Raw genomic sequence first — 13,239 nt, forward strand, 5'->3', positions numbered from 1 at the left:
AGCGATTGTCTTGTCGGGGAAGCGCCTTTCTTTTGGCTACTTTTCTTTGGCAAGACAAAGAAAAGTAGCCCGCCCGCGGCAGCGGGCGGAACACAGCCTGTGTACGCCGAAGCCGCGCAACGCCGCAATGCCGCATTCCGCTTGCGGCTGTTCGTAGCCCGGGTAAGGGCGCAGCCCGCACCCGGGTCCCGTGGGCTGGTTCCCGTGCCATCCCGGGTGCGCTTCGCTTACCCGGGCTACGGCATCCGCAGCGATGCGCTTCGCGCTCGCGGTTCGCTGGTGCGCGGCCCGTCGCACCGCACGCGAATGCGGGGCGCTAACCTCGCCGGGTCGAACCGGCCTCCATGCGATGAGCTCACACCCCGAACTGCGCACCGTCGATGCCGAACTGGGCGCGCTGCTGCGCCGGCTCGATCCGGACACGCCGCCGCAGGTGGCGCTGGCGGCGGGGCTGGCGTCGCTGGCGGTGGCGCGCGGCCATGCGGCGTTCGATCCGGCGCGGCCGCAGCTCGCGCTCGACGACCCGGCCGGCGTGCCCGACGCCGCCGCGTTCGTCGATGCGCTGGCGGGTTCGCGCTGGGTGGACGCAATCGACGAGGGCGACCGCGCCGCCGCGCCCGACCGCCCGCTGGTGCTGGAACGCGGCCTGCTCTACCTGCGCCGTTATCGCGAATACGAGCGTCGCCTGGCGCAGCGCCTGGCGCGGCTGGCGCGCCGCCGCCTCGCGCGCCCGGCCGCGGACGGCGCGCCGCAGCCCGACCTGTTCGCCACGCCGGCGCCGGCCTACGACCGCGCGCTGTTCGAGCGCCTGTTCCCGCCCGGCGCGCACGACCCGCATCAGGCCGAGGCGGTGCGCCGCGCGTTCGACGAAGGCCTGCTGTTGATCACCGGCGGACCGGGCACCGGCAAGACCACCACCATCGCGCGCCTGCTCGCGCTGCGGCTGCAGGCGAAACGCGACCTGCGGATCGCGCTCGCCGCACCGACCGGCCGCGCCGCCGAGCGCATGGCCGAAAGCCTGCGCGCGGCGCGCGAGCGCCTGCGCGCCGACGGCGTCGATCCGGCGCTGCTCGACGCGCTGCCGGCCGAGGCGAGCACCGTGCACCGCCTGCTCGGCACCATTCCCGACAGCCCGCGCTTCCGCCACGACGCCGACCATCCGCTGCCCTACGACCTGATCGTGGTCGACGAGGCCTCGATGGTCGATCTGCCGCTGATGTGCAAGCTGGTCGAGGCGGTCGCCGACGATGCGCAACTGGTGCTGCTCGGCGACCGCGACCAGTTGCCCTCGGTGGAAGCCGGCGACGTGCTGGCGGCGATCGTCGATGCCGCCGAGGCGGGCGCCGGCATCGCGCGCGTGCATCTGCGGCGCGGCTGGCGCCAGGCCGAATCGCTCGAGCTCGCGCCGCTGGCGGACGCGGTACGCGCGGGCGATGCCGACACCGCGCTGGCGCTGCTGCGCGCCGCGCCGGCCGGAGTGGCGTTCCACGAGGACGTGCCCGATCCGCTGGCCGCGCCCGGCCGCGAGGCGCTGCTGGAACCGTGGCGCGCGCTGATGCGGCTGGAGGATCCGGCCGAGGCGCTCGCGCTGGCCACCCGCGCGCGCGTGCTGACCGCGCTGCGCGACGGGCCGCAGGGCGCCAACACGCTCAACGCCCGCATCGAGGAGGCGCTCGCCGGCGCCCAGCGCGAGACCTACTTCCACGGCCGGCTCCTGCTGATCGTCGAGAACAGCTACCGCCACGGCCTGTTCAACGGCGACCTCGGCGTATGCCTGCGCGACGGCGACGGCATCACCGCCTGGTTCGCCGGCGCCGACGGGCCGCGCGGCTTCCATCCCGGCGCGCTGCCGGCGCACGCCAGCGCGTTCGCGATGACGGTGCACAAGGCGCAGGGCTCGGAGTTCGACACCGTCTGGCTGCAACTGCCGCGCCAGGACGCGCGGCCGCTGTCGCGCGAGCTGGTGTACACCGCGCTCACGCGGACGCGGCGCGCGCTGCACGTGGCCGGCAGCGCGGCGGTGCTGCGCGCGGCGCTGTCGCGCCACGCCGAGCGCGTGTCGGGCCTCGCGGCGCGGCTGCTCGATACGGCGCGGGGGCCGGCGCGGCCGTAGCGCCACGGCCTCAGGCGGCGATCGCGTCGGCGTCGTCGTCGACCGCCACGCGCTGCGCCGAGCGCGTGCCGGGCCCGGCGCCGATCATCGCGGTCGCCTGCGCGGCCGCCTCGCACGCCTCGCGCTGGTTCGGGCACAGCGTCTTCATGTGGTTGACCTCGAAGGTCAGCCGCTCGACCAGGAAATCGACGAACGCGCGCACCTTCGGCGACTGCACGCGCCGAACGCAGCCGCCTGCAGGTGGAGGACGCGCTCGCCGAAGCGCGCACGCGCAGCGTGGGCCGCGCGATCGCGCTCTACCGCGCGCTGGCCGGCGGCTGGCCGGCGCGGCTGCCGGCGCGCGAAGCGGTCACCGCGCACTGACCGTCGCGTCCGGCCCATCTCCCGGAACGCCGACTTAAGCCCCGCCGCGGCGGGGCCGCGTCTTCACCGCGGCTCGATTGCCCCGTCCGTACCGTCGTCGCACCCCCATCCCCCGAGGTGCCGACATGAGCGACGTGAAGAAAGACCACAGCATTGGCGCGGGCACGGGCGCGGTGACCGGCGCGGTCGCCGGCGCGGCGATCGGCTCGGCCGCGGGCCCGGCGGGCAGCCTGGTCGGCGCGGTCGCCGGCGGCATCGTCGGCGCCAAGGCGGGCGACGCGATCGCCGAGAAGATCAACCCGACCGACTACGAAGACCACTTCCGCAACAACTTCCGCAGCGCCGCCTACTACCGCAGCGGCTACGAGTGGGACGACTACGCGCCCGCCTACCGCTACGGCTACGACACCTACGGGCGCTATCGCGGCCGCAGCTTCGACGAGGTCGACGACCAGCTCGCCACCGAATGGGACCGCGCGCGCGGCACCTCGCGGCTGGCGTGGAACGACGCCCGCGAAGCGGTGCGCGATGGCTGGCATCACATCGAACGCGCCCTGCCGGGCGATTTCGATCGCGACGGTCGCTGAGGCCGTCTCTCTCCAGCAGCAGGACTCCCTGTTCGGAGCCGCCTCGCGCGGCTCCTTTTTTGTCCGCGCGCCGTACGGGGCGCCGGCTCTGCCCGGGCTGGGGTAGCATGCGCTCCCCTTCACGCCGGACACGCCGATGGCCGACCAGCCCGCCAAACCCAGCCGCGAGGAGGCCGAAGCCGCCGTGCGCACGCTGCTGCGCTGGGCCGGCGAGGACCCGAACCGCGAAGGCCTGCTCGACACCCCGCGCCGCGTGGTCGAGGCCTACGGCGACTGGTTCGCCGGCTACGGACTCGATCCGCACGGCTATCTCGCGCGCACGTTCGAGGAGGTCGAAGGCTACGACGAGATGATCGTGCTGCGCGACATCTCCTACGAGAGCCATTGCGAGCACCACATGGCGCCGATCATCGGCCGCGCGCACGTCGGCTACATCCCGGACGGCAAGGTGGTCGGCATCAGCAAACTGGCGCGCGTGGTCGAAGCCTACGCGCGCCGCTTCCAGGTGCAGGAGAAGATGACCGCGCAGATCGCGCGCTGCATCTGGGAGGTGCTGCAGCCGAAGGGCGTCGGCGTGGTGATCGAAGGCGCGCACGAGTGCATGACCACCCGCGGCGTGCACAAGCGCGGGGTCAGCATGATCACCTCGACCATGCTCGGCAGCTTCCGCGACGACGCCCGCACGCGGGCGGAGTTCCTCGACTTCATCGCCGTGCGCGGGGCGCGCTGAGGCGGGTTGCGGCCCGGCACGTCCATGGGTTCCCGCTTACGCGGGAACGACGGAATCAAGGCGCCAGGGCTCCCGTGGACGAGGTGACGCGTGGCAAGTCGCCGGACGCGGCGACTGCCGCGAACGCCACGCACTGTGGGGCTTTCCGATTGCCGCGGCGCATGTTCTGCGGACAGCAGTGCGCGAACGCGGGAATTCCGAGTCTCTCCATTCCGAGCCGCCCGCCGCTGCCGCACCCCCACGCCTGCGTGCGTCCCTGACCCCCGCGTAACCCGCCTTTCACGCCGCGCAACCGGCGTCTCGGTAGGGTCCGGGCGTGTCCCGCGTGATCGAACCCGCCGCCGACAGCACCGCCGCGCTCGCCGGGCGCTTCGCGCGCGTGCGTGCGCGCACGCTCGAGCTGGCCGCGCCGCTGTCGGCCGAGGACGCGATGCTGCAGTCGATGCCGGAGGCCAGCCCGGCCAAATGGCATCTGGCCCACACCACCTGGTTCTTCGAGCAGTTCGTGCTGGCGCGCGCGCCAGGCCATCGGCCGTACCGCGACGGCTGGGCCGTGCTGTTCAACAGCTACTACCGCGGCGCCGGCGCCGCCCATCCGCGCGCGCAACGCGGACTGCTGTCGCGGCCCACGCTCGACGAAGTGAAGGCCTACCGCGCCGAGGTCGATGCGCGGCTGCTCGAAGCGTTGACGCGCGACGCGCTCGACGGCGAGGCCCGGCGCATCCTGCTGCTCGGCCTGCACCACGAGCAGCAGCACCAGGAGCTGCTGCTCACCGACGTGCTGCACGGCCTGGCGTGCCATCCGGGGCGGCCCGCGTACCGCGACGACCTGCCGGCGCCCGCGTCGGGCGATGCCGTGTGCGCGGCCTGCGCGTGGATCGCCTTCGACGAGGCGGTGGTCGAGATCGGCGCATCGCCGTGGCCGGCGCACCGCGGCTTCGCGTTCGACAACGAAAGCCCGCGGCATCGGGTGCTGACCGCGGCGTTCCAGCTCGCCGCGCGTCCGGTCAGCAACGCCGAGTTCCGCGCCTTCGTCGAGGACGGCGGCTACCGCACGCCCTCGCTGTGGTTGAGCGACGGCTGGGAAACGGTCGAGCGCGAAGGCTGGGACCGCCCGCTGTACTGGCAGGAGGATCTCGAAAGCGCGTTCACCCTCGGCGGCGTGCGCGCGCTCGATCCGCACGCGCCGGTCTGCCATCTGAGTTACTACGAAGCCGACGCGTTCGCGCGCTGGGCCGGTGCGCGGCTGCCGACCGAAGCCGAATGGGAGCGCGCGGCGACCGCGCTGCCGGTGCAGGGCCGCTTCGCCGAGGACGGCGTGCTGCAGCCGCAGTCCGCATCGGGCAGCGGATTGCGGCAGATGTTCGGCGACGTCTGGGAGTGGACGGCGAGCGCCTACGCGCCGTACCCCGGCTACCGGCCGTGGCGCGGCACGCTCGGCGAATACAACGGCAAGTTCATGTGCGGGCAGTACGTGCTGCGCGGCGGCAGTTGCGCCACCCCGGGCGATCACGTGCGCGCCAGCTACCGCAACTTCTTCTACCCGCGCGACCGCTGGCAGTTCGCCGGTCTGCGCCTGGCGAGGGGCGCATGAGCGCGCTCGGCACGCTGCCGGCGCAGGCGCGTGTGGACCTGCGCCCGACCCCGGAGACGATCGCCGCCGAGGCGATCGCCGGCCTGTCGCGCACGCCGAAGACGCTGCCGTCGAAGTACTTCTACGACGCGCGCGGCTCGGCGCTGTTCGAGGCCATCACCCGCCAGCCGGAGTACTACCTCACCCGTGTCGAACGCGCGTTGCTGCGCGCGCGGACGGCGGAGATCGCCGCGGCGGTCGGCGCGCACGCGCATGTGGTCGAGTACGGCAGCGGCAGCGCGCGCAAGACCGCGCTGCTGCTGGCCGGCCTGCATGCGCCGGTGGCCTACACGCCGATCGACATCTCGCGCACCGCGCTGCTGGAAGGCAGCGCGCGGCTGGCGCGGCGGTTCCCGCACATCGAGATGCTGCCGGTGTGCGCCGACTTCACCCGCGCGGTGGCGCTGCCGGCGCCGGCGCGGCAGGCCGCGCGCACGCTGGTGTTCTTCCCCGGCTCCACGCTCGGCAATTTCCAGCACGACGAGGCGATCGCGCTGCTGGCGGCGATGCGCGCGACGATGGGCGCGGGCGGCGCGGCGCTGCTCGGGCTCGACCGGGTCAAAGATCCGGCGCTGCTCGAGGCGGCCTACAACGATGCCGCCGGCGTGACCGCGGCGTTCACGCTGAACCTGCTCGTGCGGCTCAACCGCGAGATCGGCAGCGACTTCGACCTCGACGGCTTCCGCCACCGCGCCGTGTACGTGCCCGACCGCGAGCGCATCGAGACGTTCCTGGTCAGCACCCGCGCACAGACGGTGCGCGTGGGCGGGCGGCGGTTCGCGTTCGCGGCCGGCGAGGCGATGGCGGTGGAGGTCAGCCACAAGTACACGCCGGCGCGCATCCGCGCGCTCGCCGCCGCCGCCGGGCTGCGCCTGGCGCAGGCGTGGCATGCGCCGGACGAGGCGTACTCGCTGTGCCTGCTGGAGCCGCTGCACGGATGAGCGCGGAGGACGTGCTCGATGCGCTGGTGATCGGCGCCGGCCCCGCCGGGCTCACGGCCGCCACCTACCTGGCGCGGTTCCGCCGGCGGCTGGCGGTGATCGACGCCGGCGCCAGCCGCGCGCGCTGGATTCCCACCCGCCACAACTGCCCCGGCTTCCCGTTCGGGGTGGAAGGCCCGCGCCTGCTCGACCGCCTGCGCACGCAGGCGCAGAAGTACGGCGTGCGCGTGCGCGAGGGCCGGGTGACCGGCCTGCGCCGCGACGACCGCGGCGTGTTCACCGCGCAGACCCGCGACGGGCCGGACCTGCGCGCGCGCTGCGTGCTGCTCGCCACCGGCATCGTCGACCGCATGCCGCACCTGTTCGAACTGCGGCAGGCGATCGAGCGCGGCGCGGTGCGGCTGTGCGCCGTGTGCGACGGCTACGAGGCCGGCGACGGCACGCTCGCGGTGTACGGCCCGCTCCCGGTCGCGCTGGCGCATGCCGAGTTCCTGCGCACGTTCTCGCGCGACGTCTCGGCGGTGGCGAGCGAGCCGGCCGAACCCGACCCCGCCATGCGCGAACGGGCCCGCCGGGCCGGCGTGCGGTTGCTGCCCGTTCCCGAAGCCCTGCGGCTGGAGGACGACCGCCTGGTGATGCGCTTCGCCGACGGCGAGCGCCGCTTCGACAGCGTCTACGCCGCGCTGGGTGGCGACGCGCAGTCGGCGCTCGCGACCGCGCTGGGCGCGCGCTGCGACGACAACGGCGAACGGGTGGTCGACGCGCACCAGCAGACCAGCATCGACGGCCTGTACGCCATCGGCGACGTGGTCAGCGCGCTCAACCAGATCAGCGTCGCCGTCGGCCACGCCGCGATCGCCGCGACCGCGGTGCACAACCGCCTGCCGCGCAACTGGGCGTGAGGGAGCGGGGAGCGGGGAGCGGGGTTGTAGCCTGGGTAAGCGAAGCGCACCCGGGGCATGAGAATCCGGACGCAGCCTTTGGCCGTCCGGGCGACGTCGGCTCCCCGTCCGCGAATCCGAATCCCGAATCCCCGCCCCCCGACCCGCTAGACTGCGCCCCTCGTCTCCCCCCGGACCTCGCGAATGTCCGCTCCCCTGCCCGGCATGCGCCGCGCGGCGCTCGCCTTCATCTTCGTCACCATCCTGATCGACGTCCTCGCATTCGGGCTGATCATTCCGGTGCTGCCGCATCTGGTGGAGGATTTCGTCGGCGGCCGCGCGGACACCGCGTCGTACTGGGTCGGCGTGTTCGGCACCGTGTTCGCGGCGATCCAGTTCGTCACCTCGCCGATCCAGGGCGCGCTGTCGGACCGCTTCGGGCGGCGGCCGGTGATCCTGCTGTCGTGTCTGGGCCTGGGGCTCGACTTCGTCTTCATGGCGCTGGCGACGTCGCTGCCGTGGCTGTTCGTCGGCCGCGTGATCTCGGCGATCACCTCGGCCAGCTTCACCACCGCCAACGCCTACATCGCCGACGTGGTGCCGCCGGAGCAGCGCGCGAAATCGTTCGGCATGATCGGCGCGGCGTTCGGGCTGGGCTTCATCGTCGGTCCGCTGCTGGGCGGCGTGCTCGGCGACATCGACCTGCGGCTGCCGTTCTGGGCGGCGGCGGTGCTGGCGCTGCTGAACTTCCTCTACGGCCTGTTCGTGCTGCCCGAATCGCTGCCGCCGGAGCGGCGCAGCGCGCGCTTCGAATGGCGGCAGGCGCATCCGGTCGGCTCCTGGCGGCTGCTGCGCGGCTATCCGCAGGTGCTCGGGCTGGCGGCGGTGGTGTTCCTCGCCAACATGGCGCACTACGTGTACCCGAGCACGTTCGTGCTGTTCGGCGACGTGCGCTACGGCTGGGACCAGAAGCAGACCGGCTACGTGCTGGCGGTGGTCGGTGTGTTCAGCGTGCTGGTGAACGCGATCGTGGTGCGGCGGCTGATCCCGCGCGTCGGCGAGCGCCGCGCGCTGCTGTTCGGGCTGAGCTGCGGCACGCTGGGCTTTCTGGTGTACGCCTTCGCCGAGCGGGCGTGGATGTTCCTGCTCGGACTGCCGATCAGCGCGCTGTGGGCGCTGGCGCAGCCGGCCACGCAGGCGCTGATCACGCGCCAGGTGGGGCCGGAGGTGCAGGGGCGCATCCAGGGCGCGCTGATGAGTCTGGTGGCGATGGCCGGCATCGTCGCGCCGGCGCTGTTCGCCACCAGTTTCGGCTGGTTCGTCGGGCCGCATGCGCCGGTGCGCTTCCCCGGCATCGCGTTCCTGATCGCGGGCGTGCTGCTCGGCAGCGCGGTGGCGATCGCGTGGCGGTTCGCGCGCGCGCCGGCGCCGGTCGCGGCGGTGGCGGCGGAAGGCTGATCCCACGGGCCCCGGGGTGGGACGCAGGCGGCCTGCGGCCGGCCTGCGCCCACCCCAGCCTGCATGCCGCGGCGCGAGGCCGCGGCAGGAAACTCACCCGCAGCGCACCGCGGTGATGACGTTGCGGTCGTCGACGTCCACGTTCACGCGGGTGCCGTCGTATTCCATGGTCACCATCTGCCCCGGGCGGATCAGCCGGGCCTTGCTGCTGCCGGTGTCGGCGCGGATGCGCTCCATCACCTCGGCGCTGGCCTGCTGGCCGATCGCCCAGGCGGCGCGGTCGGCGTCGCACTGCGCGCTGGAGACCGCGCCGGGCTGCGGGGGGTCGCGGGTTTCGTCCGTCTGCGCCATCGTGCTGCAGGCCACCAGGGTGCCCAGTCCCAACAGGGCGGGAAGTGCGAGACGCGGCGTGCGGCGGAAGGTCGGCATCGGCGACACCCTGCGATCGGTCCGGACTCCAGAGTGCGCATTCCGCCGTCGCGATCAAGTCAAGCGCGGCAGGGTCGTTCAGAGTGCCGCAAGCTCGGCGGGCGCGCGCGGCGCGGGCGGGCGGCGCTCCCACCGCGGCTCCGGCTGGCATACCCTTGGCGCCGGTCCCCTCGTGCCAAGGACAGCCATGTCGCACACCCCCCTGCTGCTGCAGCTGGTCGTCATCCTGCTCACCGCCCGCGTGTGCGGCCTGATCCTGCGCTACTTCGGCCAGCCGCCGGTGATCGGCGAAATGGCGGCCGGCATCGTGCTCGGGCCGATCGTGTTCGGCGCGCTGTTTCCCGGGTTCCACGCCGAGCTGTTCGCCAGGGAGTCGCTGTCGGCGCTGTCCTCGCTGTCGACGCTCGGGCTGGTGCTGTTCATGTTCATCGTCGGCGCCGAGCTGCGCGCGCCGGACGGCGTGCGCGCGCAGTTCCGCGCCGCCGGCTGGGTGGGCGTGCTGAGCGTGCTGCTGCCGATGCTGTTCGGCATCGCGATCTCGCCGTTCCTGCACGAATCGCTCGCCGCCGAGGGCGTGGCGTTCTGGCCGTTCGCGCTGTTCATGGCGGCGGCGATGTCGATCACCGCGTTCCCGATCATGGCCCGCATCCTCAAGGAGCGGAACCTGACGCACACCCGCATCGGCCGGCTGTCGCTGGCCTCGGCGGCGATCGCCGACGTGCTGGCGTGGATCATGCTCGCGCTGGTGGTGGCGCTGATCGGCAGCGGCGAGGGCTACGTCGGCTTCCTCAAGACCACCGCCGGGCTGGTGGTGCTGTGCGCGGTGGTGTTCGGCGGCCTGAAGCCGCTGTACGCCTGGCTGCTGCGCCGCCACGCGCCGGACGGCGCACCGGCCGGCATGGTGCTGGCGGCGCTGATGATCGGCATGTTCGTGTGCGCGGCGATCACCCAGTGGCTGCATCTGCATCCGGTGTTCGGCGCGTTCCTGTTCGGCGCCTGCCTGCCGCGCGACGACCGTCTGCTGCGCGCGCTGATCGAGCGCGTCGAGCACCTCGCGATCGTGGTGCTGATGCCGATCTTCTTCGCCCTCGCCGGCCTCAACACCACGCCGGAGGCGTTCGCCGGCGCGGGGCTGGGCGCGCTGGCGCTGATCATGCTGGCGGCGGTCGGCGGCAAGATCGCCGGCGGCGCGGTCGGCGCGCGGCTGTCCGGCTACGGCTGGCGCGACAGCCTGTCGGTCGGCGCGCTGATGAACGCGCGCGCGCTGATGGAGCTGATCGTGATCAAGGTGGGACTCGATGCCGGGCTGATCAACAACGCGGCGTTCACCCTGCTGATGCTGATGGCGATCCTGACCACGGTGATGACCGGCCCGCTGCTGACGCTGTTCGCCGGCCGCGACGCCGCGCGCCCCGCGCAGGGCGCGGCGCCGGCGGCCTGATCACTCCTCGTCGACCACGATCGCAAGCCCGACCGCGCGCCGCTGCGCGGTCGGGATGCCGACGCCGCCGGAGACCGCGCTGTGGCGGCCGAAGCGGCCGGCGCCGATGCCGACGCCGGCGAGGCTCCGGGCTGGGACGTCCGAGCGGCCGCGCCGGCGTCAGCCCATGCCGCCGTTCACGCCGATGACCTGGCCGGTAATGTAGCCCGCCGCCTCGCCGCACAGGAACGCGACCAGCGCGGCGACCTCGTCGGGTCGCCCGGCGCGGCCGGCGGGCACGATCTGCTTCACCGCCTCCGGCGGGAACGCCGCCTGCGCCATCCGCCCTTCGATCACCCCCGGCGCCACCACGTTGACGGTGATGCCGCGCGAGGCCATCTCGCGCGCGAGCGATTTCGAAGCCCCGTGCAGCGCCGCCTTCGCCGCCGCGTAGTTGGTCTGGCCGCGGTTGCCCAGCACCGCCGCCACCGACGAGATGCTGACGATGCGGCCCCAGCGCAGCCGCGCCATCGGCAGCAGCAGCGGCTGGGTGACGTGGAAGAAGCCGTGCAGCGAGACGTCGATGACGCGCTTCCATTGCGCCGCGCTCATGCCGGCCATGGGGGCGTCGTCGTGGATGCCGGCGTTGTTGACCACGATCGCGATCGGCCCGTCGGCGAGCAACGCCTCGATCGCCGCCCGCGCGGCCTCGCCGTCGGCGACGTCGAACGCCACCGCCCGCGCGCGGCCGCCCGCGGCTTCGATCTCGCGCACCACCGCCTGCGCGCGTCCGACGTTGGCGTTGGCATGCACGATCACCTCGTGCCCGTCCGCCGCCAGCCGGCGGCAGATCGCGCTGCCGAGATCGCCGCTGCCGCCGGTGACGAGCGCGCGGCGGGCGGGGTGGGAACGGGCAGTGGCGGAGGCGGGCTGGGACACGGCGGCGTGGATCGCGAGGGACGGCGCAGCGTGCGCGGCGCGCGGCGTGAAGGCAAGCGTTCGCGGCCGGCGAGGTGGCGGGTGCGCTGCGGCGGCGCGGGCCATCGCCGATGGGTCCGGTGTTCGCCGGAACGACCGGCACCTGCCGTGGCGCGAACGCCTACGCGCCGGCGTCCGTCGCGAACAGCACCGCCGCCCGCCCTTCGGCCAGCGGGGTGTCGCCGTGGGCGATCCGGAACGCGTACTGCGAACCGCCTTCGCTGCGCACCAGCGCCTCCGCCTCGCATGTCAGCGCGTCGGCCAGGTCGTCGATCCGCGCGCAATGCAGGCGCACCCCGCGCAACGCCACCAGCAGGCCCGGCGGCGCCGCGCCGCCCGCCGCGCGCGCCAGCAGCCCGCCGTGCACCGCCATCGCCTGCGCGCCGTATTCGCACAGGTGCACCGCGTGCAGGCGGCCGGCGTGGCGGAGCGGGTGCGCGGGATGGCGGTGGTTCCACGCCCGCAGCGCGATGCGCGCGTCGCTCCAGGCCGTCACCTCGTCCCACAGGCACATGCCGCCCTGGTGCGGGATCAGGCGCAGGATGTCGTCGCGGAGGACGCAGGGCATGGGGCGGCGTCGCGGGCGGGCCGCGCAGCATGCCGGCCGCCGTCGACGGCGCGCAAGCCTCAGGCCGGCGCGGTCGGACGCCGCACGATCAGCAGCGCGAGCGCGAAGTTGCTGGCCACGCCGACCGCCACCGTCACCCCGATCGCGCGCAGCACCGGGATGGTCGACAGCGCCAGCAGCGCGAACACGACGAAGGTGACCGCGCTGCACACCAGGATCGCGTGCAGCGCGCGGCGCTGCTCGTCGGGGGCGTCGCCGGCGTGGTCGAAGAACAGCGCGTAGTCGAGCCCGAGCCCGGCGGCGAGGATCAGCGCGACCAGGTGGAACAGGTTCAGCTCCACGCCCGCGCCGCGCAGCGCCGCCAGGATCACCAGCGTGGTCAGCGCCATCGGCGCCAGCACGCGCAGCACGCGGCGCGGCGCGCGCAGGGCGAGCCACACGGTCGCCGCCAGCAGCACCGCCGCCAGCGCCAGCGCCCACAGCACGCGGGTGCGGTATTCGGCGACCAGCGATTCGGACGCCTGCTTGAGATCGAGCAGACGCGCGCCGGCGGGGGCGACCGCGCGCTGCACGGCGGCCGGATCGCGCAGGCCGGAAAGCGACACCAGCGCGGTCGCCTGGCCTTCGCCTTGCAGCAGCAGCGACGCGACCGTGGCCGCCAGCGGCGTGCCGTCCAGATCGCGCGGCGAGAGCGGCGCCGCGCGTCGGGCGGCGGCGACGTCCTCGACGAACCCGGCGAAGGCGTCCTCGCGGAACGGGGTGGCCGCCACCGCCTGCGCCAGCGCCGCCTGCAGCGCCGGCGTGTCGGGCAGCGCGGCCTGCCGCGCGCGCTGGGTGGCCGCGCTCGGCAGGTAGCGCGCGGCGAGATCGAAACCCTGCAGCACGCCCTGCGCGCGCAGGCGTTCGAGCACCGGCAGCAGCCGTTCGGACGCCTGCAGCGCGGCCTCGGTGTCGGGCGCGGCGAGCGCCAGCACGTAGCGCACGTCGGGCGCGCCGAGTTCGGCGCGCAGTTGCGCGTCGCGCTGCAGGCGCGGGGTCGGCACCGGGGTCAGCCGGGCGAGGTCGTTCTCCCAGAACGGGCCGGGCGCGAACGCCGCCACCGCGGCCGCGGCCAGCGCGAGCGCGAGCGCCGGCAGCG

Annotated in this window: 14 protein-coding genes; 9 read left to right on the forward strand and 5 right to left on the reverse strand. The window is 74.0% G+C overall.

Annotated elements, in window-relative coordinates; translation table 11 throughout:
• Positions 1–349: 349 nt before the first annotated feature.
• On the forward strand, positions 350–2,113 hold the full coding sequence (gene recD / locus FQY64_RS02595; protein ID WP_146472142.1) for an exodeoxyribonuclease V subunit alpha: 1,764 nt from the start codon (positions 350–352) through the stop codon (positions 2,111–2,113).
• Positions 2,114–2,123: 10 nt separating this feature from the next.
• Here recD and FQY64_RS02600 read toward each other — a convergent pair whose 3' ends face one another.
• A complete protein-coding gene (locus FQY64_RS02600) occupies positions 2,124–2,330 on the reverse strand; it encodes a hypothetical protein (protein ID WP_146472143.1) in 207 nt (68 codons plus the stop codon).
• A gap of 23 nt (positions 2,331–2,353) precedes the next feature.
• Here FQY64_RS02600 and FQY64_RS15160 point away from each other — a divergent pair, with 23 nt between their 5' ends.
• The 7 genes from FQY64_RS15160 (at position 2,354) to FQY64_RS02630 (ending at position 8,706) form a co-directional block, all read left to right on the forward strand.
• The gene (locus FQY64_RS15160) at positions 2,354–2,476 is read left to right on the forward strand and encodes a hypothetical protein (protein ID WP_268245298.1); all 123 of its coding nucleotides are present in this window, start codon (positions 2,354–2,356) and stop codon (positions 2,474–2,476) included.
• Positions 2,477–2,601: 125 nt separating this feature from the next.
• On the forward strand, positions 2,602–3,063 hold the full coding sequence (locus tag FQY64_RS14675) for a glycine zipper domain-containing protein (protein WP_186760831.1): 462 nt from the start codon (positions 2,602–2,604) through the stop codon (positions 3,061–3,063).
• 136 nt (positions 3,064–3,199) lie between these two features.
• Entirely contained in the window at positions 3,200–3,793 is a 594-nt protein-coding gene (gene folE, locus FQY64_RS02610; RefSeq protein WP_146472144.1) for a GTP cyclohydrolase I FolE, read from the forward strand.
• Between the two features lie 316 nt (positions 3,794–4,109).
• Positions 4,110–5,387 (forward strand): ergothioneine biosynthesis protein EgtB, encoded by a 1,278-nt coding sequence (egtB, locus tag FQY64_RS02615; protein WP_146472145.1) that lies wholly within the window; start codon positions 4,110–4,112, stop codon positions 5,385–5,387.
• Positions 5,384–6,367 (forward strand): L-histidine N(alpha)-methyltransferase, encoded by a 984-nt coding sequence (gene egtD, locus FQY64_RS02620; protein WP_146472146.1) that lies wholly within the window; start codon positions 5,384–5,386, stop codon positions 6,365–6,367. The genes egtB and egtD overlap by 4 nt, the downstream gene beginning before the upstream one ends.
• Positions 6,364–7,269, forward strand: a complete 906-nt coding sequence (locus tag FQY64_RS02625) for an NAD(P)/FAD-dependent oxidoreductase (protein WP_146472147.1) — start codon at positions 6,364–6,366, stop codon at positions 7,267–7,269. Before egtD ends, FQY64_RS02625 begins: the two co-directional genes overlap by 4 nt.
• 183 nt (positions 7,270–7,452) lie before the next feature.
• A complete protein-coding gene (locus tag FQY64_RS02630; protein ID WP_146472148.1) occupies positions 7,453–8,706 on the forward strand; it encodes a TCR/Tet family MFS transporter in 1,254 nt (417 codons plus the stop codon).
• Positions 8,707–8,799: 93 nt separating this feature from the next.
• Here FQY64_RS02630 and FQY64_RS02635 read toward each other — a convergent pair whose 3' ends face one another.
• Positions 8,800–9,135 (reverse strand): I78 family peptidase inhibitor, encoded by a 336-nt coding sequence (locus FQY64_RS02635; protein ID WP_146472149.1) that lies wholly within the window; start codon positions 9,133–9,135, stop codon positions 8,800–8,802.
• Positions 9,136–9,322: 187 nt separating this feature from the next.
• Between FQY64_RS02635 and FQY64_RS02640 the strand changes: the two genes are divergently transcribed.
• Complete coding sequence (locus FQY64_RS02640) at positions 9,323–10,576, forward strand: cation:proton antiporter (protein WP_146472150.1); 1,254 nt, start codon at positions 9,323–9,325, stop codon at positions 10,574–10,576.
• A gap of 159 nt (positions 10,577–10,735) precedes the next feature.
• On the opposite strand, the gene fabG is transcribed toward FQY64_RS02640, so the two are convergent.
• The 3 genes from fabG to FQY64_RS02655 form a co-directional block, all read right to left on the reverse strand.
• Entirely contained in the window at positions 10,736–11,494 is a 759-nt protein-coding gene (gene fabG / locus FQY64_RS02645; protein WP_229814851.1) for a 3-oxoacyl-ACP reductase FabG, read from the reverse strand.
• Between the two features lie 160 nt (positions 11,495–11,654).
• Complete coding sequence (locus FQY64_RS02650) at positions 11,655–12,101, reverse strand: hotdog family protein (RefSeq protein ID WP_146472152.1); 447 nt, start codon at positions 12,099–12,101, stop codon at positions 11,655–11,657.
• 59 nt (positions 12,102–12,160) lie between these two features.
• A partial coding sequence (locus FQY64_RS02655; RefSeq protein WP_484606949.1) for an MMPL family transporter occupies positions 12,161–13,239 on the reverse strand: 1,079 nt, incomplete at its 5' end.

Origin of the sequence: Vulcaniibacterium thermophilum (genome assembly GCF_007923255.1) — a bacterium.
Taxonomy (GTDB): Bacteria; Pseudomonadota; Gammaproteobacteria; order Xanthomonadales; family Xanthomonadaceae; genus Lysobacter_F; species Lysobacter_F thermophilum.